Source organism: Oceanobacter kriegii DSM 6294, assembly GCF_000422845.1.
Lineage (GTDB): Bacteria > Pseudomonadota > Gammaproteobacteria > Pseudomonadales > Oceanobacteraceae > Oceanobacter > Oceanobacter kriegii.
The window spans coordinates 1-22,091 of the sequence record NZ_AUGV01000008.1; the positions used below are offsets into that span (position 1 = coordinate 1).

19 protein-coding genes are annotated in these 22,091 nt (G+C 56.0%); 13 read left to right on the top strand and 6 right to left on the bottom strand.

Annotated features, from left to right (window positions below):
• Positions 1 to 366: 366 nt before the first annotated feature.
• A complete protein-coding gene (locus G516_RS0106410) occupies positions 367 to 1,128 on the bottom strand; it encodes an SDR family oxidoreductase (protein ID WP_028292956.1) in 762 nt (253 codons plus the stop codon).
• A gap of 242 nt (positions 1,129 to 1,370) precedes the next feature.
• Between G516_RS0106410 and G516_RS0106420 the strand changes: the two genes are divergently transcribed.
• Together G516_RS0106420 and G516_RS21345 are read left to right on the top strand one after the other, a co-directional pair.
• Entirely contained in the window at positions 1,371 to 2,591 is a 1,221-nt protein-coding gene (locus G516_RS0106420; RefSeq protein WP_028292957.1) for a nucleoside recognition domain-containing protein, read from the top strand.
• Positions 2,592 to 2,961: 370 nt separating this feature from the next.
• Entirely contained in the window at positions 2,962 to 3,522 is a 561-nt protein-coding gene (locus G516_RS21345; protein WP_051219009.1) for a DUF2889 domain-containing protein, read from the top strand.
• A 138-nt stretch (positions 3,523 to 3,660) separates the two neighbouring features.
• Here the strand turns inward: G516_RS21345 and G516_RS23755 are convergent, their stop codons facing one another.
• Genes G516_RS23755 through G516_RS23760 form a run of 3 tightly spaced genes read right to left on the bottom strand, consistent with a single transcriptional unit; the run spans position 3,661 to position 6,774 of the window.
• Positions 3,661 to 4,584 carry a PAS domain-containing protein gene (locus G516_RS23755; protein WP_051219010.1) on the bottom strand — a complete coding sequence of 308 codons (924 nt, stop codon included), beginning with the start codon at positions 4,582 to 4,584 and terminating at the stop codon, positions 3,661 to 3,663.
• Positions 4,581 to 5,366, bottom strand: a complete 786-nt coding sequence (locus tag G516_RS0106435; protein ID WP_245582626.1) for a response regulator — start codon at positions 5,364 to 5,366, stop codon at positions 4,581 to 4,583. Before G516_RS0106435 ends, G516_RS23755 begins: the two co-directional genes overlap by 4 nt.
• A 37-nt stretch (positions 5,367 to 5,403) precedes the next feature.
• Positions 5,404 to 6,774, bottom strand: a complete 1,371-nt coding sequence (locus tag G516_RS23760; RefSeq protein WP_051219011.1) for a sensor histidine kinase — start codon at positions 6,772 to 6,774, stop codon at positions 5,404 to 5,406.
• A 411-nt stretch (positions 6,775 to 7,185) separates the two neighbouring features.
• On the opposite strand from G516_RS23760, the gene G516_RS0106450 reads away from it, so the two are divergent.
• The 8 genes from G516_RS0106450 to purU all read left to right on the top strand — a co-directional run bounded on the left by G516_RS0106450 (position 7,186) and on the right by purU (position 16,848).
• Positions 7,186 to 9,663, top strand: coding sequence for a DUF1989 domain-containing protein (locus G516_RS0106450; RefSeq protein ID WP_245582627.1), 2,478 nt, complete (start codon positions 7,186 to 7,188; stop codon positions 9,661 to 9,663).
• Positions 9,664 to 9,769: 106 nt separating this feature from the next.
• Positions 9,770 to 10,123 carry a cupin domain-containing protein gene (locus tag G516_RS0106455; protein ID WP_028292960.1) on the top strand — a complete coding sequence of 118 codons (354 nt, stop codon included), beginning with the start codon at positions 9,770 to 9,772 and terminating at the stop codon, positions 10,121 to 10,123.
• A gap of 118 nt (positions 10,124 to 10,241) precedes the next feature.
• Positions 10,242 to 10,784 carry a dimethylamine monooxygenase subunit DmmA family protein gene (locus tag G516_RS23765; protein WP_051219012.1) on the top strand — a complete coding sequence of 181 codons (543 nt, stop codon included), beginning with the start codon at positions 10,242 to 10,244 and terminating at the stop codon, positions 10,782 to 10,784.
• A complete protein-coding gene (locus G516_RS0106465) occupies positions 10,781 to 11,749 on the top strand; it encodes a PDR/VanB family oxidoreductase (protein ID WP_245582628.1) in 969 nt (322 codons plus the stop codon). Before G516_RS23765 ends, G516_RS0106465 begins: the two co-directional genes overlap by 4 nt.
• 388 nt (positions 11,750 to 12,137) lie before the next feature.
• Positions 12,138 to 13,157, top strand: a complete 1,020-nt coding sequence (locus G516_RS0106470) for a heme-dependent oxidative N-demethylase family protein (RefSeq protein WP_028292962.1) — start codon at positions 12,138 to 12,140, stop codon at positions 13,155 to 13,157.
• Between the two features lie 516 nt (positions 13,158 to 13,673).
• On the top strand, positions 13,674 to 14,774 hold the full coding sequence (locus tag G516_RS0106480; protein ID WP_028292963.1) for a malate dehydrogenase: 1,101 nt from the start codon (positions 13,674 to 13,676) through the stop codon (positions 14,772 to 14,774).
• Between the two features lie 171 nt (positions 14,775 to 14,945).
• Positions 14,946 to 15,836: a LysR family transcriptional regulator gene (locus G516_RS0106485; protein WP_028292964.1), complete on the top strand. Its 891-nt coding sequence runs from the start codon at positions 14,946 to 14,948 to the stop codon at positions 15,834 to 15,836.
• 145 nt (positions 15,837 to 15,981) lie between these two features.
• Positions 15,982 to 16,848 (top strand): formyltetrahydrofolate deformylase, encoded by an 867-nt coding sequence (purU, locus tag G516_RS0106490; protein ID WP_028292965.1) that lies wholly within the window; start codon positions 15,982 to 15,984, stop codon positions 16,846 to 16,848.
• A gap of 365 nt (positions 16,849 to 17,213) precedes the next feature.
• Here purU and G516_RS0106500 read toward each other — a convergent pair whose 3' ends face one another.
• Positions 17,214 to 17,585, bottom strand: coding sequence for a hypothetical protein (locus tag G516_RS0106500; protein WP_169449502.1), 372 nt, complete (start codon positions 17,583 to 17,585; stop codon positions 17,214 to 17,216).
• Positions 17,586 to 17,687: 102 nt separating this feature from the next.
• On the opposite strand from G516_RS0106500, the gene G516_RS24290 reads away from it, so the two are divergent.
• From G516_RS24290 to G516_RS21365, 3 genes are all read left to right on the top strand, one after another.
• A complete protein-coding gene (locus G516_RS24290; RefSeq protein WP_084644912.1) occupies positions 17,688 to 17,840 on the top strand; it encodes a hypothetical protein in 153 nt (50 codons plus the stop codon).
• A gap of 17 nt (positions 17,841 to 17,857) precedes the next feature.
• Positions 17,858 to 18,349, top strand: coding sequence for a glycine-rich domain-containing protein (locus G516_RS24295; RefSeq protein ID WP_211225074.1), 492 nt, complete (start codon positions 17,858 to 17,860; stop codon positions 18,347 to 18,349).
• 951 nt (positions 18,350 to 19,300) lie between these two features.
• Entirely contained in the window at positions 19,301 to 19,942 is a 642-nt protein-coding gene (locus G516_RS21365) for a response regulator (protein ID WP_156878971.1), read from the top strand.
• A gap of 134 nt (positions 19,943 to 20,076) precedes the next feature.
• Here the strand turns inward: G516_RS21365 and G516_RS0106520 are convergent, their stop codons facing one another.
• Positions 20,077 to 21,951 carry an ATP-binding response regulator gene (locus tag G516_RS0106520; RefSeq protein ID WP_028292968.1) on the bottom strand — a complete coding sequence of 625 codons (1,875 nt, stop codon included), beginning with the start codon at positions 21,949 to 21,951 and terminating at the stop codon, positions 20,077 to 20,079.
• Positions 21,952 to 22,091: the final 140 nt, after the last annotated feature.

Below are 22,091 nucleotides of genomic sequence, written 5' to 3' on the forward strand. Positions count from 1 at the left end.
CAAAATCATCGTCGCCTTGGCAAACAAGTTAGCTCGCATTGTCTGGGCGGTACTTACTAAGAAGGTTGTTTACCAAGCTTGATTGATCGACGACTAAAGCAAGTTAATAGTTAAACGTCACGAGGTTGCGCAGACCATTAAGACCAAACAGATAAGATCGGTTCACTGAAACCTTACCCGCGCAGTGGCTCAACGAAGCCGTCCGGGAGATCAGGACAGTGGAAGCACATATCATAATGGCCGTGGCAAAAGCCAATTAACAGGTCGGATATAAGCGTGCAATCTCACTCTGAAACGTCGAAATGGCTTGCAACAACGGGACGGGGCCATATAAGCGCGGGCCGCTGGCCCGCATACTGTAACTACTTAGCTTTTGCGCGAAATCGAAAACGGCCCAAAGCTCTGCGAGGCCGGCATCATCTCCAGCTGGTTCACATTCAGATGCGGCGGCAGGCTGGCAATCCAGTAAATCGTCTCGGCAATGTCCTCCGGCTGAATCGGCTCGGCGCCTTCATACAATCTATCGTGGGCGTCCTGATTACCGTCGGTCCGCACCAAGGTAAATTCACTTTCTGCCAGCCCCGGTGCCAGATTGGTCACCCGTACTCCGGTACCTGCGAGATCGGCGCGCAGGCCATAGCTGAACTGCTCTACAAAGGCCTTGGTGCCGCAATACACATTGCCACCCGGATACGGCCAGTGACCGGCAATCGAGCCGATATTCACAACCGACGCGCCACGCCCCTGAGCAATCAGGGTTGGCAGCAGCGCGTGGGTCATGGTCACCAGACCACTGATATTGGTGTCGATCATGCGCTGCCATTTTTCGGTATCGCAGTCTTGCGCTGGCTCAGTGCCTAACGCCAGTCCGGCATTGTTCACCAGCAGTGTTACGTCACGGAAATTTTCTGGCAGCTCGGCCACCGCCTGCTTTACGGCATCGGCATCACGTACATCCAGTGTGAGGATGTGGACGTCGGTTTTCTCTGCCAGCTGCTGTTGCAGCTCTTGCAAACGCTCGCTACGACGGCCGGTCAATACCAGCTTCCAGCCAGCCTCCGCCATTCGAATGGCCGTTGCACGACCAAAACCGGACGTTGCCCCTGTGATAAACGCCGTGTTCGACATGCCGTTGCTCCTTTTGATAACGCGGGATTGAATAGCTCGATGGATTTGCTCTGAAGAGTGCGCACTGCGCACCGATAACACACTTCAAATACCTTACCCCATCATCACAATGGTCCGACAGTAACACTTCGTCTCGTTTTCGGCGGGGCACTTGCCTGCAGGGTGTGCAGCGCGCACCGCCCAACTGTTCTCGTCGTGGTAGTCTTTCTTCATAACCCACCCATTTACGCAAGGACGCTCCATTGAACCGACTCTGGGCCCTGTTTTTTCTGATTGGCATTGCCGTCGCTACTGCCCGCTGGCTGGGTGGTGATGTCGAGGTGTTCCAGCAGCTGGTGTCGGCCAGTTTTGATATGGCCAAACTGTCGGTAGAAATTGCCATCGGTCTGGTTGGGGTGCTGGCGTTGTGGTCGGGCTTGTTCGCCATTGCCGAGAAAAGCGGCATGGTGAATGTGCTGGGGCGTGGGCTGCAGCCGCTGTTTTCGCGCTTGATGCCAGAAGTGCCCAAGGGCCATGAAGCCCAGGGAGCGGTGACCATGAATCTGGCCGCCAATATGCTGGGGTTGGACAACGCTGCAACGCCACTGGGCATTAAGGCGATGCAGACGCTACAGAGCCTGAACCCCGTAAAAGACACTGCCAGCAATGCCCAGATTCTGTTTCTGGTACTGAATACCTCGTCGGTGACACTGCTGCCCGTGACCATCTTTATGTACCGTGCCCAATTAGGCGCGGCCAACCCTGCGGAAGTCTTTCTGCCGATTTTAATGGCCACATTGGCGTCTACGTTGACCGGCCTGTTGCTGGTGATGAAGATCCAGAAAATCCGCATCGACGCTGTGGTTGTGGCTTATCTGGGCGGTTTGGTGGCGTTGGTTGCCAGCCTGATGTTCTGGCTCGGTGAACTGCCATCGGAACACTTGGGCAGTGTTTCGGGCCAGCTGGCTAATGGCATTCTGCTGTTGGTGATCGCGCTGTTTTTGCTGGCAGGACTGAAAGCCAAACGGCCGGTGTACGAAGACTTTGTTGCCGGAGCCAAAGGCGGTTTTGAAACGGCCGTTACCCTGATCCCGTATCTGGTCGCCATGCTGGCGGCGATTGGTGTGTTCCGCGCCAGTGGCGCGCTGGATTATCTGCTCGATGGCTTGCGCTGGTTGCTGGATGCCGTGGGCCTTACCAGCTGGTTTGTTGATGCCTTGCCAGTGGCCTTTATGAAGCCGTTCAGCGGTAGCGGTGCCCGCGCCATGATGCTGGATGTGATGAACACTCATGGTGTGGACTCGCTGGCTGGCCTGCTGGCGGCGGTGATGCAGGGCAGCACCGAAACCACTTTTTATGTGCTGGCGGTGTACTTTGGCGTGGTCGGCATCAGCCGCATTCGTTATGCGTTGTGGGCCGGTCTGGCGTGTGATATCGCCGGGATGCTGGCGGCGATTCTGATCTGTGGTTGGTTCTTTAACTGACGGGCTGTTGCTGCGCTCGAAAACTCCAGGGGACATCTATTTAATCCTGCACGACTCTGCGCGAGTGTTGCCGTTGTTCAGGGCAAGGCGACGAATGCAGCGGAATGACTGGTCCTTTCCAAGTTCGTCAACACCGCACTGGGCGACGGCAACCCGCGCCCTGCGGGGGCTGCCGGATGATCTCGACTCTGTGTCGCCGACTTTTGACTTGACCCGTCAGGCCTACAAATCGGCTTCGTGATTCGAACCCATCCGGTAGCCCAGAGCGAGCACCGGATTAAATAGATGTCCCCTATAGTTCATTGGTACAACTATGGATGCTGGCAGCGAGTCGCTATCATGTGCGGCTTGATGTCAGCAGGTAGTTTTCATGTCGTTCAATTCCCATCCCCAATCCGCGTCCGTCACCCGCGAGCCACTGCACCGTCGCAACATCGATGTGCAGGGCTATTTGCGCAGTGATGGATTGTGGGAAGTCGAGGCCGTCATGCGCGACACCAAGCACTACGACTTTACCTTGAGGGATCGTGGCTTGTTGCCTATCGGCGAATACCTGCACGATATGACCATGGCGCTGGCAGTGGACGACCGGCTGGTGATTCGCGAAGTACGGGCGGATATGCGCTCGACGCCGTACCGCGATTGCAACGGTGCCGAACCTCGTTATGACTTGCTGGTGGGCATGAAGATTCGTGGTGGCTGGATGAATGAGGTTAAGGAGAAGCTGGGGCGTTCAACCTCCTGCACCCACCTGACCGAGCTGCTGCCGGTGCTGGCAACCGCTGCGTTTCAGACCATTCAGGGGTATCGGTTGGAGCACGACCGTGCCCATGCTGCCAGCCCGAAAAATCGCAAGCATATGCAGAATACCTGCTTTGGTTACCGCGAAGGCGGACGAGCCGATCAGTTGTTGTGGAAGAGTGCAGAATAGGTTGGTGATGTGGGAGGGCTATCGAGAGCAAGCTCTCTCCCACAATCTTGCCGGATTGTAGGTTGGGCCATGCCCAACGATTGCTGGGCGGGGCCCAGCCTACGAACTCAGACCCCAGACCCCAGACCCCAGTAACGCTCATCCCACTTTATTCACATCCACCATCAGCCCCTCGTGGCTGAAGATTACCCCTTCAATCGCCAGTACGTTGCCGTTGCGGCTGTATACGCCGTGGCCTTTTTCGGTGACGTATTGCAGGCGGCCGTCGGTGTGGTACAGCCGGTAGTTCAGTTCAAAGTTGCCTCGTTGTTGCAGGGCAGCCTGAACGTTTTCCCAGACGTAGTCGGCGTCGGCCGGGTGGATCAGTTTGCCGAGGGTTTTCTGGCTGCGTTCCAGCAGTTCGTTGGCGTGGTAGCCAGTGATGTCGTAGCAGCCGTCGCTGACGTATTCCATGGTCCAATCACGGTCATTGCGGGAGCGGTAGATCATCAGTGGCAGTCGGCCCAGCATGCTGGTGAGTCCGCGCTGGTTGGCGCTGGCTTGCTGGTTGGCCTGTACCTGGCTGGTGATGTCGCATAGGGTGGCGCAGTAGCGGCCCGGTGCTGGGCTTGCGTCTGCTGTGCCTGCGCTATTGGGGATGTTGGCGGTATTGGTGTTCATGGGTTGTAGTCGCAGTTCGCACCAGATGGTTGCTTGCTGGTGGTTCAGCAGCCGTACCCAAATCGGGTCGGTGGCCGGGTGCGGCTGATCTGTTTCAGCGTCGTCGTACTGTCGGGCGTCGATGGCTTGCAGCAGTTCCGGCCGCCAGCTCATGGCGTCGAACAAGGCGTGCCATTGGCCGCGTTCCTGTGGGTGCAGGAAATCTTCAAAAAATTCACCACAGGCGTCGGCGGGAGCAATGCCGGTCAGCCGTTGCCATGCGGCGTTGGTGTAAATAATACGGCCCTGGCGGTCGAACTGAATGATGCAGTCGGCCAGGCTGTCGAGCAGGGCGGTCAGTTCGGCCAGCGGGTCGCTGGCAGCCTGTGCCGGACGTTTGAAAAACGTTGGAAAGCCTTTCATTCGGGCACGTCCTCGGGGGCAATCTGGTAGTTGTTGGTGTGCACCCAGGCAGCCAGTTCCAATCGTGAGTGCAGGTTGAGTTTGCGTAGTAGGCTTTTCACGTACACCTTCACCGTGCCATCGCTGATGCCCAGTTCGCGGGCGATCAGTTTGTTATTGAGGCCACGGGCGATCAGTTGCAGGGTTTGTTGTTCGCGGGTGGTGAAATCGACGTTGAGGTCTTCACTGCCGGTGTCTCGCAGCCCATCTCTGGCGCTTTCTGTAACGCTTGCGTTGTCTTGAATGCGGTTGTTAAGGCGCTCATCGGTTGCTGGCGGATTCTGCCGCAGCGAGTTGGCCAACAGGGTGACGCCACGGTCGCTGACGGCCACTTCGCCATTCATCACCCGTTGCAGTTTGGTGACCAGTTCATCCGGTGCGGTGTCTTTCATCAGAAAGCCATCGGCCCCTTGCGCCAGCGCTTGCAGCAGGTCGTCGTCCTCTTCCGAGGCGGTAATCACCACCACTTTCATCGTCAGTCCGGCCGCACGAATCTGTTGCAACAGCTCCAGCCCGCCAATGGTTGGCATGTTGAGGTCGAGCAGCACCAGCTGCGGTTGCCACTGTTGCAACAAGGGCAGTAATTCGCGGCCGTCTTCGATGTCGGCCACCACGTTGAAACATGGGCTGTCGTTCAGCAGCTGTACCACGCCACGGCGAAACAAGGGGTGGTCATCCACCATGATCACCGGGGTTACCGTGGCGGCGGGGTCTTCGGGACGGGTTTGAAGGGCGACGTTCACAGGAGCCTCCATCACAGGCGGTTGTTAATACTGGTTGTTATTGTTTGTTGGTGTTGTTTGTTGATGTGGACCGGGCAGGTTTGGTTGCGCTGTCTTGCGGCAGTGGAATAACCAGTTCTACCCGGGTTCCTTTTACCTCGGTTCTTTCTATCCGAGATTCAGCTTTCCGGGATTCAGCCTGACCTTCGGGGCGTGCGCCAATGTTCAGCACCGCGCCGATACGCTGGGCCCGTTCTTTCATGATCTGGATGCCAAAGCTGTCGCTGCGGCCTTTGCCGCGAATGCCTTTGCCGTTGTCTTCAATCTGGCAAATCAGCACCGGTTCACCGTGATCAGCGCCGCGATTCAGCTCGCTGAACAAGCGAATGCTGGCATGGCTGGCGTGGGCATGGCGCACCAGGTTACAGACCGATTCCCGCACGATGTACATCAGCTGAGTGCTGGTTTGCTCATTCAGCGCCAACGCGCTCAGGTCGGCCCGAATATCCAGCTCAAACACCATGGCCGTACGTTGTTCAAATTCATCGATCAGCTGTTCGAGGCTGTTGGCCAGTTGGTTAGGGCTGGTGGTGAGGCGGGCCGTGGCAATCAATTCACGGGTTTGGCGATAGGCGTAATGGCAAAGCTGTTCCACTTCTTTGGCCTGTTGGCTGGCGCTGCTTTCGGGTGTCAGCTGGCTTGCCAGCCGAGCGCTTTGCATGCGGGTGTAAGCCAGCGACTGTGCCAGCGAATCGTGCAGCTCGGCGGCGTGTGCCCGGCGTTCGTCAGCGACGGCTTGTTGCAGGCGTTGTTGCTGCTGATACCAGCCTGATAACCCTTGTTGTAGCCGTTGTAGCAGCTCGGTCAGGCGAGGCACCAAGCGGCTATTTGCCTGCCTTTCGGCCCCGTGCTGCTCACCAACCTGCACCAGCAACCAGCCGTTTATATTGGGCTGGCCGGACTGCGTGATATTGAACGGTAATAGCTGTTGGTTGGCGGCAAGCCACTGCTCCGGTTGGCGCAATAGTCGGGAGCAGTTATTCACCGGTGCGCTGAAATGCGGGGTCAGGGCGATGTAGTCGTATTGGGCATTGTGGTTGTTCGTAGTGCTGTCAGAGCGGGTACTTGCGGGCTCTGCTTCTGGCATGGCTTGCGGTAACACCAATGCCTGTAAGGGCGCTTCTTGGCTGTCCTGGGCCAGCGTGGATTGAATCTGCTCCAGCAGTTGCGGCAGCTGTTGCAGTGAATCGGCGCTGGCAATGGCGCAGGCCAGATCGCTCAGCTGCCAGAACCAGGCATCGCTGCGCACTTCGTCTTCCGCCCGGCAGCCGGCGTAGCGTTGCTGGTGATCGTGAGTCAGCCATTGCAGCAGTCGCTGCCAGCCGGTTGAGGCAGGGCGGGACGCAGCATGATGAAGCGGTATCGACATAACTCCTCCTTATCTGTCTCCGGGCAAGGCCAGTTGGGCTGCTGATGTTGCACTCGTTGTGCCAGCCAGAACCCCGACCTTCGGCTTTGTGCAGAAAATCACCTTTACCAAACCGACCAAGTCGTTTTCAGGGGCGCAAAGAACGCCCGGGGTATGTCTGTAACTCGTTGTTTTAATTGATTTTCACGGTCTGTTTTTGGCGCGTTGCTATTGGGGGTAACCCTTCCTGAGTATTGAGAGGCCAGGTCCTGTGGGTAAATATTTTTAACCAATGGGAAACACAAACCCTGTGCCAGAAAGCGGATCACCGGATGCACCAGTGTGAAGCGACAGCGCAGCGATTTGCCCCTGAATTTGGCAACGGCCACTTGCATTACTGCATTCACCTCACAGCACTGACAGGAGGGCATCATGGCGTCAGCATCTTCAACCGCGGCTTCACTACCGCCTGGCGCAATGATGGCTAGCCAACAGCCCCGCCGTTTTCGTATTGCCGGACGTCATTGGCAACGGCTGGAGGTAAAGCAGGGTGATGAGCTGACACTGAATGGTCAGGACGAACATCAGGTGGTGGAGCTTGTGCGACTGGACGCCCGGCTGTCGCCACAACTGAACATGGCGGCGTCTGAGCTTGCGGTTCAGCCCGCTGCGCGCTCATTGGCCATGCTGGAAGAAAACCGTCCCGCTGCAGCTGCGTTGGCAGCGGTATTAAGCCAGCACCAATGCGGCCCTGCCGAACTGGAGCAGGCGCTGGTGGTTGCGCCAGAGGCCTTAAAGGCCGGCGTCACGTTGACCAGCCTGTGCGACCAAACCTTATTGATAGTGGCTGCGGCACCAGCTCTGCAACTACAGCCTGTGCAGCGTGTTACTGACGCTTCCGGCGAGAACCAAACCGAAGCCGCGATTATTGCGCCTGCGGAAATTTTGCTGACGTTTGCCAGTGCCCGCACGAATACCTCTGTGAGTGACGACAGCTTGCCCGTGCCGTTTTCATACGATGGCTCAGCGGAGCTGCAAGGTGCACTGAACAGCCTTCGGGTGCCGCATTCCAGTGCCCGTGCCTACACGGTTAAAGCGGGCGAATACATCCAGATTCTGGATGTGCAGGGCAAGCAATGTTCGGACTTTATTGCCTTTGATCTGGCCGATGTTGAAGCCGCCCAACGCGGCGATATCAGCCCGTTTGAAATTGCCACCCTGGATGCCGCGGCTACCCGAACGGTGATGGGACACGCGTTACCCAAGCCGGGCCTGCATTCGCGTTTTTACGACCAGAACATGCGCGCCATGCTGGAAGTGGTGCAGGACACCGTTGGCCGTCACGACAGTTTCCTGATGGCTTGTACTCCCAAGTTCTATGAGGACGCCGGCTATTTTGGCCACATCAGTTGCAGCGCCAACTTCAACGCTCAGTTGAAAGATTGGGGTGTACCGCCTCGGGCTGGCTGGCCAGCGATCAATTTCTTCTTTAACACCGCCGTCTGTGACGAAGGTTCGGTGACTGGCGACGAGCCATGGTCGCGCCCCGGCGACTACGTGCTGCTGAAAGCCCAGCGTGACTTGCTGTGCCTCAGCTCTGCATGCCCGGACGACATCGACTCCGCCAATGGCTGGTTTCCAACCGATATTCACGTGCGGGTGTACGCCGCTGATCACTCATTTCCCCGCGCCATGGCCTGGCGTAATTCACCCGAGGAGCTGCCCCGCATGACCCAGCAGACCGGTTTTCATTCCAGGGTTGCAGCCCTGACCCAATACCTGAGCGAATACCGTGGTTATTGGGTGGCCGATGAATACAACGGCTTTGGCGCTACCGCCGAGTATCTGGCCTGTCGTGAACGAGTGGCCATGATCGACCTGACGCCACTGCGCAAATTCGAAGTCGCCGGGCCGGATGCCGAACGCCTGTTACAGCTGGCGCTGACCCGCAACGTACGTCGACTGTCGGTGGGGGAAATTGCCTACACCGCGCTGTGTCATCCCACCGGCGGCATGATCGACGACGGCACCATTTTCCGCCTGGGCGAGCAAACTTTCCGGCTGGTGACGGGCGACAGCTACGTTGGCAGCTGGCTTAAACAACTGGCGGAAGAACATGGTTTCCGTGTGCGAGTGCAGGAATCCACCTCGCAAATCCACAACATTGCCGTGCAGGGGCCAAACAGCCGCGAACTGTTAAGCGAATTGATCTGGACGCCGGAGCATCAGGTGCTGGTCGCCGAACTGGCCTGGTTCCATCTGACGATTGGTCGGCTGGGAGGCCCGGACGGCGCGCCAGTGATGGTGTCGCGCACCGGTTACACCGGTGAGCTGGGTTTTGAAGTCTGGTGCCATCCGGATGCCGCCGAAAGCCTTTGGGATGCGGTATGGGATGCCGGACAGCCGTTCGGTATCGCGCCGATGGGTTTCAAGGCCCTCGACATGCTGCGCATCGAAGCCGGGCTGATTTTCGCCGATCACGAATTTTGTCCACAGACCAACCCCTACGAAGCAGGCATTGGTTTCACCGTGCCGATGAAGACCAAGGAAGAAGACTTTATTGGCCGCGAGGCGATGAAACGCCAGGCCCCGGAAAGTCGCCACAAGTTGATGGGCTTGATCATCAACAGCAACGAGCCGGTGGCCCACGGTGACGAGGTGTTTGTGGCCCGTGCTGACGGTGCCGCCGCCGATGACTACAAAAGCCGCTACGCCGTTGGCGTGGTCACCAGTGCCATTTTTTCACCTCTGTTAAAGCAACAGATCGCCATGGTGCGACTGGCTCCGGAAGCCGCCGAAGCCGGCCTGAAACTGGAAGTCGGCCAGCTGGATGGTCTGAAAAAACGCATTCCAGCAACGGTGACGACATTACCGTTCTACGACCCCGAACGAACCCGGGTTCGATCCTGATTCAGGCGCGCTGCCGCCCCCGCGGCGTGTCTGAAACCTGAAAAACCAAAGCAAGACCGTACTCAGCAGAAATTAATAACCAACATTCAAGACAGAGGATCACACCATGCCAATGACACATTTCTCCAAGGCTCAGGAAATCAAGCAACCACACATGGGTCGTGAAGGTATCCATGCGTTCCTCGGCGACGTGGCGGTATCCAACGACGAAGACAAAACCATCGCGGCGGGTTTCTTCCGTATGGAAAAGTCCGACGAGCCACTGGTGTACGAATACACCTACCACGAAATGAAAGTGATTGTGGAAGGTTCCATGGTCATCAGCGATGAAACCGGCCAGAAGGTATTGGCGCTGCCCGGCGATGTTTTCTACTTCGAAAAAGGCAGCGTCATTACCTTCAATTCGGAAGATTACGGCATCGGCTTCTTCTGTGGTCAGCGCCGCGAAGGCGAAGGCTGATTTCGACCGGGTAACTGTTTCAAGGCCGCTCCGCGTTCTCCCTGCTGGTGGGGCGGCCTCTTTTCTTCCAGCACGGATGGCATGTTTGCCGTCAGTCAGGCCAGTACAGGAGGTTGAAATGACCATTACCGTGGAAATCGATGAACGGGTGAAAAGCCGACCGGAATACTCCCCCGTGAAGCTCGACCTGAAACAACAGCAACAGGTGTTTATCAGTGCGACGGGCAATAACGCCACACTGAAACGGATGTTCGACGACTGCGTAACCCAATTGGGCAACCAGCGAGTGACCTGGCTGGTGGTGCATCAGGATGTGAAACGGGTGATCGCTGAAACCGCCGCCGACTTTCCTCTGGCTACCGCCGTCTACATTGCCGGTACCGAAGCCTGGATGTGGGACGTGCGTAACGCCCTGATTGCCGAGGATTTTGCGCCCGAGCAAATCCAGATGCTGGCACCGGAATCCAACGCCCGCCGGTTGTTTTGCACCCATTGTTACACCGTGATGGAAGGCGTAACGCACAACCCGCACAGCTGTTCAGGCTGTGGTGAATTGCTGCTGGTGCGTGACCATTTCAGCAAGCTGCATGGCGCTTATGTCGGGGTATCCATCAACGCCGAAGACCGCAGTGAGATTCCAGCCACGGAGGCATTGGTATGAGCATGAACAGCACGGATAACTACCGGGTCAAGGTGACAAACATTGTTGAGGTTGCACCGACCATCAAGGAATTCACCCTGGTGGCCCAAAACGGCGAACTGACACCATTTTCGCCCGGTGCCCATGTGGTAGTCACCATGAAAGGCGAGAATGGCGACGGTCAGCTGAAGCAATGGAAAAACGCCTACTCATTACTGAGCGACCCACGTGACACCTCGGCCTACAAAATCGCTGTGCGTCTGCAGCCGCAATCCCGCGGTGGCTCGGTGTTTATGCACAGCCAAGTGAGCGAAGGCGACGAGCTGGAGATTACTCCGCCCGCCAATTTGTTTGCCCCCAATTGGCGCGCCAAAAAACACCTGCTGATTGCCGGTGGCGTCGGCATTACGCCGTTCATGAGCTACCTGCCGGAACTCGAACGTATGGGCGCCAGCTACGAGCTGCACTACGCCTTCCGTGGCTTGCAAACCGGCGCTTACAAAACCGAATTGATTGAACAGCTGGGCGAGCAGGTGCATTGCTATGACGCCGATGCTGGCGACCGTCTGCTATTGGCCGAACTGCTGAAATCCCAACCGCGCGGCACCCACGTTTACATTTGCGGCCCTGAGCTGCTGATCGACGGCGTGCGCCAGAACGCTGCGCTGCTGGGTTACCCCGACAGCCTGATCCACTTTGAGGAATTTGCTGCGCCACAACCGGGCAGCCCGTTCACCGTGACGTTGGAAAGCAGCGGCGCTGAAGTGCAAGTGAGCTCGGAAGAAAGCCTGCTGGAAGCCCTCGAAGCCAACGGCGTTGAAGTGCCTAACCTCTGTCGGGGTGGCGTGTGTGGCCAGTGCGTTACCAAGGTGCTCGACGGCGATGTGGAACACCGCGATGCCTTCCTGGATGAGCGCGAACAGGACACCTGCATCATGCCGTGTGTCTCACGAGCGAAATCCAAAACGCTGGTGCTGGGATTGTAAGCCACAGCGCCTGTAGTCCCGGAGCCGGTGCGCAGTGCGCTCCGAAAAACAGATTGGATCGGCAGCAAGCTACCTCCTACAAGTGCCGTCGGTCCTGGAAATTTGAAAAGCGGCGATGCGGTTACCTTCCGCGCCTCGAGATTTGCCATCCGTTTTCAGAACGAGCGTAGCCAAGGGCCATGGATGGCCCGCGAGGCCAGTTGAAACAGGGACGTTGAATCTGGCTGTGCGACCAGCGGAGTTCGCCAAAAGCGGATGAACAGCGAATCGGTAGCGCTAAGCAGGGCCGGTCCGACGCTTCGGGGCCCGACCGGCCGGGGACAAGGTCCCCAAGAGGTCAAAGGCATTAACGTTTTTCGTCATAAGGAACAACCGAGAGGAATTAACCATGCGTGTCGCACCTACCAAAATCGAAACCTTTCGTGACGATTTCACCTACAGCAACAGCGAATTCGCCATCAAGCGTTTTCCATTCCCGTTCCCGGAAGACGACTACATGTACTCGGTGAACATCGAACCGCATACGCTGCCGGGCCCGGTCGGCACGGTGAACGAACATCTGATCGACATCGACGAGCATTACCTGTCGGAAATGCGTGAGCGCGGCATCGTACTGGAAGAAAACCCCAAGCGTTGTCTGGCCATGCCGCACATGGACCTGGCCTGCTGGGACATGATCGACCGTTGCATGACCACCATGTCCGAGGACTACCCGGACTATTTCTCGCTGACCAAAGACGGCGACACCTGGCACTGGCACAACAAACTGCTCGACCAGCAGGATACCTTCACCTTTGGTGACAGCAGCACCTTGTCACTGCCACCAATGGAATACATTGGCCGTCAGGTTCAGGGGGATTTTGCCTTGCTGGATCAGCGCGACGGCGACCTGTTTATGGACGCCGGTATCGTCACCTGTCCGGCGGACTGGTCGTTGGCATTCGATGCCGGAATGAGCTTCAAGGAGTGGCACGGCCCGGTGCCGATGGCACACGAACTGGGCATTTTTGATCGGGCGCTGAAATACCTCTGTGCGATTCAGGTGAATCGTCCGGTTCGTCGACTGAATTGGACCCTGACCGTCAATGCCCGCATGGACACCTCACCAGAGACTTATCCACAGTGGGGCACCGATAGAACCACCGTTACCCCTGAAAACATCGGTGAAAAGATCCATTTGCGGGTGGAATTGCAGGTGCTCGACCGCATGCCGCGCTCCAACGCACTGATGTTCAGCATCCGCACCTACCTTGCCAGCCTCGAAGACCTGTGCAGCAATCCGGAATGGGCACGGCGCCTGCATCGGGTCATGAAGGGGTTGCCTGAACCACTGATCGAATACAAAGGCCTGACGCGTTACCACCCGATGCTGGTGGAGTGGCTGTCGCAATTTGATCCGGTGAACTAGGGACCCCGGGTCTATCGTCCGAATACCCGCAAGAACTTGCCCGCGCCTGTGCGGGCTTTTTTTCGCCTGCTATTCCGGTGCTGTCGCTAGTTTGATCGCCTTTATTGCTGTCGCTGTAGGAGCGAATTTATTCGCGATGGAAACGCATCAGCTGTAGGTAGGGCCCCGCCCAACAATTGCTGGGCGGGGCCCAGCCTACGGGCTGCTGCCATTGCCTGATTATCCCCTCGAACCCCATTCACAGGTCGGTTTTCGGCACCAAAGAACAGCTGCCGTCCTGGATAATCCCTCGCACACTCAATAACAGTTTCCAGGGTGTGGTATTGATGAAATTGTTATAGCAACGGTCTTTCAGACCTTCGTTCATCATCCATAAAAACAATAGAACATAGCTGAGAAAGCCACTGAACCTGTCGCCTTCAGCGTGTTAGCGTTTCTCTAACGCAGTACAGGTTTGGTGTAGCCAAACAGGCGTTTGGCTGGCCATCAGGATTTTTCAAACCAGGGAGAGACCCCATGCGCAGACCCATACGCATTGCCGTAACCGGCGCCGCTGGCAGTATTTCAAGCCACCTTCTTTTCAAGATCGCCGCAGGAGAAATGTTCGGCAAGGATCAGCCGGTCATTCTGCAATTGATCGAAATTCCCCAGGCCATGGATGTCTTGCTGGGGCTGGCGATGGAGCTGGAAGACTGTGCCTTCCCGCTGTTGCACACCATCACCTTGCACGACAACGTCGAAGAGGGTTTTGAGAACGTTCACTACGCCTTGCTGATTGGCGCTACCCCGCGTCGTCCGGGGATGGAACGGAAAGACCTGCTGGAGCAAAACGCCGCCATTTTTGCCCGTCAGGGCAAGGCGCTGAACGACCACGCCAACCGAGATGTAAAAGCCCTGATTGTCGGTAACCCGGCCAACACCAACGCGCTGGTTGCGGCTCGTAACGCGCCGAACCTGAGCCCGTCTCAGTTCACCACACTCACTCGTCTGGATCAGAACCGCGCCATCGGTACGCTGGCCAACCACACCGGTGTGAACCCGAAAGACATCGACGGCGTGATCATCTGGGGCAACCATTCCACCACCCAATTCCCGGACCTGCATCAGGCGACTCTGTATGGCAACCCGGCGATGCCTGCGATCCCGATGGATTGGTACACCGAAACCTATATTCCGGCGATCCAGAAACGGGGCGGGGCCATTCTGGAGAAGCGTGGTGTATCCAGTGCGCCATCAGCGGCGCAGGCGATTGTCGATCATATGCACGATTGGGCGCTGGGCACCGGCCCGGGTCACATCGTATCCATGGGCATTGCTTCGGATGGCTCCTACGGCATTGCCAAGGGCATCTACTTTTCGTTCCCGGTGCGTTGCGACTACGGCCGTTACCAGATTGTGCAGGGCATCGATCTGAATGAATTCCAGCGCGAGCGCCTCAACGCCACCGAGCAGGAATTGTTGCAAGAGCGCGAAGGGGTTGCGCATCTGTTGCCGAAGGAAACCGAAGCCACTCACACCAACCTCAGCATTTGTCTGAAGTCCGGTGTGACCTTGTACGCGGACGAAACTGGCCCCGGCGAAAGCTATAAATTCCTGCGCATGAACCGGGTGATGTAAGGGCCTGTGGGAGTGGATTTATTCGCGCTGTATTTCGTTCGCGAATAAATTCGCTCCTACAATGTTCCCGACATCCGACATCCGACATCCGACATCCGACCCCAGACCCCAGACCCGTCTTGCCTTTCTGCTACTGCCTGTTAACTTGAAACTTCAAACAGGGAGTACCCCATGACCGCCAAACAACTGCGCGCCTTTCTGGCCGTTGCCCGCACCCTGAGTTTTGCCGAAGCCAGCAATCAGGTGTTTTTGTCCCAGCCTGCGCTCAGCCTGGCGATCAAGACCCTCGAAGAATCCCTCGGCGGCAAGTTGCTGACCCGTACCACACGCTCAGTCAAACTGACCCCGGAAGGCGAGGCGCTGGTGCCGATTGCTACCCGTTTGATGGCCGATTGGGATAACGCCCAGGAACAGCTGCAGCAGCGCTTTGCACTGCAAATGGGGCAGGTGGCCGTGGCGTCCATGCCGTCGTTTGCGGCGGGTTTGCTGCCGCAGGTGTTGAAAACCTACCGTAACCGTTACCCCGCCATTCGTGTGGAAGTTCATGATGTGATTGCCGAGCAAGTGGTCGCCATGGTGCGTTCGCGGCGTATTGAAGTGGGCGTATCGCTGGTGCCGGAAGGCGCGCCTGATCTGGATTTCACTCCCTTGTTCACTGACGAATTTGTCGCTGTTCTGCCACCGGATTCGGCGTTGTTAAACGGTCAGTCATCACTCTGCTGGGATCAGCTTCTGGAGCAGGATTTTATTGCCCTGCAACGGCCCTCCATTGTGCGCTTGATGCTCGAACGCCAGTTAGCCGAGCAGGGCAAACAACTCAATGTGGTGTTCGACGCCCATCAGCTGGCGACGGTTGGTAAAATGGTGGCATCGGGGCTTGGTATCAGTGTGGTGCCGGGGTTGTGTCGTCAGCAAATGGAAGAAATGGGCGCGGTATGTTTGCCGCTAAACGGCCCGCTGGTGGTCGGTGACGTTGGCATTCTAACCCGCCGGGGCCACGAGCTGTCGGTAGCGGCACAAGCGCTGGTGGACGTGCTGCAACAGACGTTTTCCGGGGCCTGACAGGCCATCCTGCAAAACCCCTCACAATTCCTCGCAAATTCGTCGCGTTCAGATAAAAAGACGGTGAATTCTGTCTCTCCCGTCGCTGTGCTGGTGCATAATAGGGGCTTCGCTTTTTGTTAACTGAACCAACAAGGTTAATCCCATGCCACACCCGAACGCCAAAAATGAATACGTACTGAAAACCACCTGCCCGGCAGGTAGCGGCATTGTTGCTGCGGTTGCGGGTTTTCTGGCCGAGCGTGGTGGCTACATCAGCGAGCAGTCGCAGTTTGACGACCGCGACAGCGGCAACTTCTTTATGCGTACCCGCTTCAGCTTCGAAGGCGACGACCAGAGCGAAACCGTCAAGGCAGAATTCAGCCAGGTGGCCGAACGCTTCAACATGACCTGGAGCCTGCACAACGCCTGCGCGCCGGTAAAAACCCTGATCATGGTATCCAAAGCCGACCACTGTCTGGCCGACTTGCTGTACCGCAAGAACAAGGGCGAACTGAACATGGAAATCACCGCTGTGGTCTCCAACCATCAGGATTTGCGCCCAATGGCCGAGCGTGAAGGCATTCGCTTTGTACACCTGCCCATCAGCAAGGAAAACAAGCTGGAGCAGGAACGCGTACTGATGGAAATCGTCGACCAAACCGGCACCGAGCTGGTGGTATTGGCGCGCTACATGCAAATCCTGTCGAACGGCCTGTGTGTGGAGCTGGCGGGTCGCGCCATCAACATTCACCACTCGTTCCTGCCTGGCTTCAAAGGTGCCCGTCCTTACTACCAGGCCTACGACCGCGGCGTAAAACTGATTGGTGCCACCGCCCACTACGTAACGGCCGACCTCGACGAAGGCCCGATCATCGAACAGTCAGTACAAACCGTTGACCACACCATGGGGCCGGAACAACTGACCACCGCTGGCCGTGATACCGAAACCGTGGCGTTGGCCCGTGCCGTCAAACTGCACACCCAACACCGCGTGTTTATCGACGGCAACAAGACCGTGGTGTTCAAGTAAGCGGATTGTCCGATTTGCGCTGGTGCCATGGGACCCTGTCCTGTTGGCACAAGTCGCTGACTTGATTCTCCAAGCCTTCCAGCTGTCGTTCGCTTAGTTTGGCTTCATCGCAATTGTGCTATTCAATGGAGCCAAACCATGTCTTTTTCTGTTTCAAAAACCACTCTGAAAACCGCTCTGCTAGCGCTGGGTATGGCAGTGTCAGCTGCTTCCATGGCAGCCGGTAAACCTGCCGAAGTGGATCGTTATATTAAGTCGTGCAGAGTTATCCTGTAGGCCTAGGTATTTTTTTGATTAGTCTGCATGTAGAACCAGAGTGATATTGGACTGTGGACAAGTAAGGAGGCTGGCGCTTCCGGGCAAGGTTATTCAACTTGACTCCGATCTCCAACTTCATCTGCTAGCACTTCGGCAGAGATGTCCATCATCAGTTGCTCCAAAAGTGGATTGTTAATAGTTCCCTTCCTGTAGCGGGCGGCTATCAGATTGTGTTTTTTGAAATCTTCATTCTCTGAAAGAAAATTCATAATGCGCTGATAGTCAGCTCTATCCAGGCTCCCTCTGTTAAATGCCCTTCTGAGGCGCTCCATTTCGGAGTCTTCGTCTGAATCATGCTCGCAGTGCTCTACTGCCATAGCTGTGCATAGTTTTTTAACATTCCATCCTATTTCTTCCAGGCTGTATTTCAGGTTCTTAAGTTGCTCATTCGTCGCTTTTTCTTTTGCGGTTCTTGCCACAATTTCGTCCCATTTTGTCCCTTGGTGGTTGGGTAGTCTGGCCTTGTTCTGTCGCGACAGCGGTTGCTTCAGAGCTGACAAACCAATCATTAGGATAATTTTATGTCTGATAAAAAACGTATGACGCCTGAGGCCGCTGCCCGTATTCAAAGCGCCGAGGCCAAAAGAAATGGCGGCAAGGTAAAGAAAGGCTCTTTCGCCTCAAAGGCGCAGAAGGCTGCTGCCAAAAATGTCTCTCAAAGTGACTCTGAATAATCAACAAGGATGGAATAATGTCGTTACCTCAAAAAACTGAAATGCTCTACGCGGATGGTATTCACCCTTTGGTGGCTGCCATTGACTTTAACCGGCTCAAATGGAAATTGACGGAGTCGGGTGAGCCTAAAATGTCGCATGAAAAATGTGATCTAGCTGAGCGTGAGTATCGTCGCTTCCTGACCCTTAAGAAGCTATATCCAGCAGCAGAGCTGGTTCCAAACAAGGTTTTGGACGAATTCTGGCATGCCCATATTCTTGATACTGCGTCGTATCACAAAGATTGCGAAGCAGTATTTGGCCATTATCTTCATCATTTCCCATACTTCGGTATCTACGGAGAAGACGATTACCAGAATCTGGTTGATGCATTTGAAAGTACCAAAACGCTGTATCGTCGGCATTTCGGGCCTTCCCCGTCAGACTTGGATACCGCATCACGCTGTCAGGATCATGCCTGTCATGTTCCAACAGAGTGTGCATGTAGAACTCCTGAAGCCTGCCGCTGATGATTAATAATAATTAGTCTGGTTGGCGAACTCCCCTGCTTATGGGGAGTTCGTCATAGAGGGCTATCCTTTGCAGCTACTATATGCAGATCGCATTGCACTCCCATAAGCTGGAATAACCTCATCTGGTTCATTGCGATCTCTTCCTGTGCCTACTTCGTCCAAGGCCTTTTCCATCATGCAACCGCACTTTTTGGCTGATGATCGGGTTACGTTTACAGGTGTGGTTGAGTTGTGGCCGTAAATGCAGGCGGACATCAAAGCATACTCGGATTCCGCAGATAGTCTTGGGGACTCCACATATTCCCATGCTCCAGCCCCTGTAGCCGCGACCATTAACACGCTTAGTGCTGCTTTCTTGAATTTTTTGCGCGAAAGAAACGTACGTTTATCAAAACTTGTATCGCAAGACGAACACTTTAACTCGTAGAGGTGCTTGAAACGTGTCGTTTCCCTGCATTCCGGGCATTGTAGATGAATGCCTGAATTCTTTGTCTGAACGTATTCCTTTGGCTCGGGACGCAAGGGTGGATATTCGCTACCCGTTAAAACTGCGCTCTGAACTGGCTTATTCCATACTTCCTGATTTTCCATCCGTGGCAGGTCTCTTCATAAAAATTTGAACCCGGGCGCTTAGCCCTTCTTATGATTTTCAAGGTTAATGTTTGGCTAGAGTTTGATCCATAAAATATTTTTGTCAGAGGACAGTTTTTCCTGAGATCGATGATTTAAAGCCGGAAAACCGGTAACACTTGTAGGATGCAAGCTGGATTCCCTGAGGTAAGCGTATCTGAATATAGGGTGTTCAGGTCTTTGTGTCAGCTCAGCGCCCAGCACGTATAAAACCAGGAATTATTCTTGGTTCTATCAATAGGCATGCCGCGAACTTCTTGCAGCCCGGAAAAGAGCCTATAAAATAACCAGCTCTTTTGTGTGGAAAGCGGATTTCCTGTGCCTGATTCGATCTCCTTGCCGTTGAATATTCTGATTATTGATGACCACCGTATGTTTGCGGATGCCGTGTCTGGCCTTGTTCGCCAGCAGCTGGGCGGTGCGTCTGTGCACGCGGTGAATACGGCGGTTGAGGGGCTGGATTACCTGAAGCAGCAGCCGTGTGATTTGGTGTTGCTGGACCTTGGCTTGCCGGATATGGACGGTGTGCTGGTATTGGAGCAGCTGCGGGCCGGTTGGCCCGGTTTAGCTGTGCTGGTGTGTACCGGTGAGGTGCGTCCGGCGGTCTTGCGGCGGGTGTTGCAGGGCGGTGCCGGTGGTTTGATTACCAAGAATCAATCGGCCGAGCAGGTGTTGGAAGCCATCGATAGTGTGCTGGCCGGGCGCCAGTATCTGGCACCGGAGGCAGCGCAAGCCATGCAGTCGCGGGAACCTCATGCCGCCGATGTGCTCACCGAGCGGCAGACGGCCATTTTGCGTTTGATGCAGGATGGCCTGACCACGGTGCAAATTGCCGAGCAGCTGTTTTTGAGTCCGAATACGGTGAAGACGCATATTCGCTTGATGTTCGAGAAGCTGGGGGTGCGTAACCGGGTTGAGTGTTTGCGGGCGGCTCATGACCGCGGTTATTTGCACGGTTGATGGCTTATACAACCTTCCAGTAGGTTGGATAAACGAGCGCAGCGATGTGCCATCCAACGCCTTGGTGTCAGATGGCAGCCGCTTCGCGTCTTTATTTGACCTACAGTCCTCTTCCCGACTCCCTCCCAAAAAACCTAGCCTTGCAGGGTGACTCGCCGCTGTTGTTGCAGGCGTTCCAGCAGTTGCTGTGGTTCCAGCGGTTTGTGGAGGATGGGGTAGCCCAGTTGTGTCAGTTGTTGCAGCCGTTCGGGGTTGGTGTCGCCGGTGGCGATGATGAAGTCGGGGCTTTGCTGGTGTTGTTGAAAGCAGGCCAGCACGGCTTCAACGCGGCCGTCGTCGCCGAGCATGTCGTCGCTGATGACGATGTCGGGGGTGCAGGCCGGGTGTTTGAGTTGTTCGTTAAGGCTGTTGAGACCGTCGGCAACCCAGACATCGCAATCGCGGTTGACCAGTAGCATCGACAGGCTGTCGAGGATGTCTTCGTGGTCGTCGATGATCATGACTTTCAGGCCGTTGAGCGACTCCTGCTTGATGCTTGGACTGCTTCCAGTGGAAGCGCTTTGGGTCGCAGCACCAGCCGGTGAGTCAACCGATGAACGGCTGTCCAGTTCGTTGTTGTTGGCAGCGGGAAGGCCAACGGCAAAGCAGCTGCCTTGGCCGGGCTCGGATTCCACCACCAGTGTCAGCTGGTTCAGGCGGCATAAGCGGCTGACGATGGAGAGTCCCAAACCCAGGCCTTTCTGGCGTTTACGGCCAGGGTTATCCAGCTGCACAAATTCTTCAAAAATGGCTTGTTGCTGATCGCTGGCAATGCCAATGCCGGTGTCTCTTACCATCACTTTCACTTGCTGATCACGACGGCTGACGCTGACTTTGATAGAGCCCTCGTGGGTGTACTGCACGGCGTTGGCGAGCAGGTTTTTGAATATCTGTATCGTCATGGTGCGGTCGCAGCGCACCAGTGTGGCGGGGTCGCAGTGGATCTCCAATTGCAGTTGTTTGCGTTGCGCCAGTGGTGTGAAGACCACGCGCAGTTCTTCCAGCAGTTGGGCTAAGTCGAAGGCAGTGGGCTGAATATCGGCAACACCCGCATCCAGACGGGAGACATCGAGCAGGTGGTTCAGCAACTCGTTGGTGGATTTCAGGCTCGCCCCTAACCGTTCGAACAGCGGCCGTTGATCTTCACTGACAGCGTCCGGTTTGATGGCACTCCAGTACAAGGAAGCCGCTTGCAACGGCTGGCGAATATCGTGGCTGGCGGCGGCCAGAAAGCGGGTCTTGGCCTGATTGGCTTGCTCAATTTCGCGCTTGGAGTGTTGCAGCTCCAGTCGGGTGGCAAGGTTATCAATCTGGGTTTTGAACATGGCGTAGCTGAAGCCCACCAGCGACAGCCACACGGCTGGGGCCATCATCTTGTGCAGCCAGACATTGCCCAAATCCATGCCCCACAAGTGCCAGCCAAATGCCCCTAATACCGGGGTTAGAAAGACCACGTAGACGTCCGGGTAGAGGCCCATGGTCATTGACGGCATGGTGGACGTGATGGTGACCAGCAGCAGGATAGAAAAGATCTGTACGATCGAGGCGTCGCCCAAAAACAGCAGTGGCAACGCGGCCCACTGAAAGCCCCACAAGAGGGATAAATAGAGGTTGGCGAGGTGCCAGCGTTTGATGGATTTCTGTTGTTTGGGCTGTGCGATCTGTGAAAGAGCACCTTGTTCGTCGTTGTTTTTGTGATAGCGGCGCAAAATCAGCCAGGAATTCAGGCCAACAAACAGGTTCATACCAAACCAGGTTGCCAGGGTGGCTATGCTGGCCGATTGAATGAATAAGAAGCCAACAATAACCGCAGCAACCAGGGTGGCAGCCATACGCGGGCCGACTTCCTTCATAAACAGATGATGTCGCTGCCATTGCATTTCATCGGCTAACGGATGGTCGGCAAAGCCAAGTTTGGTGAGCTTGTCGAGCAGCCCATGTGTTGATGTGCCAGCCTGATTACGCATCATTGGGCGTACCTCATCCTTGTGGTCAAACGACTGTATAGAAAAAGAGCCCGGCACAACAGGACGTACCAGGCAGAATAAAAATAGGGACCCTCTGAATAACTCTGCACAGCTCTGCGCGAGTCCTGCAGGTTGTCAGAACA

What these genes read in the sequence shown, in the direction of transcription:
- G516_RS23765 (WP_051219012.1), top strand. Translation starts at nt 10,242, where the DNA reads ATGACCATTACCGTGGAAATCGATGAACGGGTGAAAAGCCGACCGGAA.
- G516_RS0106470 (WP_028292962.1), top strand. Translation starts at nt 12,138, where the DNA reads ATGCGTGTCGCACCTACCAAAATCGAAACCTTTCGTGACGATTTCACC.
- G516_RS0106450 (WP_245582627.1), top strand. Translation starts at nt 7,186, where the DNA reads ATGGCGTCAGCATCTTCAACCGCGGCTTCACTACCGCCTGGCGCAATG.
- G516_RS24290 (WP_084644912.1), top strand. Translation starts at nt 17,688, where the DNA reads ATGTCTGATAAAAAACGTATGACGCCTGAGGCCGCTGCCCGTATTCAA.
- G516_RS0106485 (WP_028292964.1), top strand. Translation starts at nt 14,946, where the DNA reads ATGACCGCCAAACAACTGCGCGCCTTTCTGGCCGTTGCCCGCACCCTG.
- G516_RS0106480 (WP_028292963.1), top strand. Translation starts at nt 13,674, where the DNA reads ATGCGCAGACCCATACGCATTGCCGTAACCGGCGCCGCTGGCAGTATT.
- G516_RS23755 (WP_051219010.1), bottom strand. Translation starts at nt 4,584, where the DNA reads ATGAAAGGCTTTCCAACGTTTTTCAAACGTCCGGCACAGGCTGCCAGC.
- purU (WP_028292965.1), top strand. Translation starts at nt 15,982, where the DNA reads ATGCCACACCCGAACGCCAAAAATGAATACGTACTGAAAACCACCTGC.
- G516_RS23760 (WP_051219011.1), bottom strand. Translation starts at nt 6,774, where the DNA reads ATGTCGATACCGCTTCATCATGCTGCGTCCCGCCCTGCCTCAACCGGC.
- G516_RS0106465 (WP_245582628.1), top strand. Translation starts at nt 10,781, where the DNA reads ATGAGCATGAACAGCACGGATAACTACCGGGTCAAGGTGACAAACATT.
- G516_RS24295 (WP_211225074.1), top strand. Translation starts at nt 17,858, where the DNA reads ATGTCGTTACCTCAAAAAACTGAAATGCTCTACGCGGATGGTATTCAC.
- G516_RS0106410 (WP_028292956.1), bottom strand. Translation starts at nt 1,128, where the DNA reads ATGTCGAACACGGCGTTTATCACAGGGGCAACGTCCGGTTTTGGTCGT.
- G516_RS0106520 (WP_028292968.1), bottom strand. Translation starts at nt 21,951, where the DNA reads ATGATGCGTAATCAGGCTGGCACATCAACACATGGGCTGCTCGACAAG.
- G516_RS0106455 (WP_028292960.1), top strand. Translation starts at nt 9,770, where the DNA reads ATGCCAATGACACATTTCTCCAAGGCTCAGGAAATCAAGCAACCACAC.
- G516_RS21345 (WP_051219009.1), top strand. Translation starts at nt 2,962, where the DNA reads ATGTCGTTCAATTCCCATCCCCAATCCGCGTCCGTCACCCGCGAGCCA.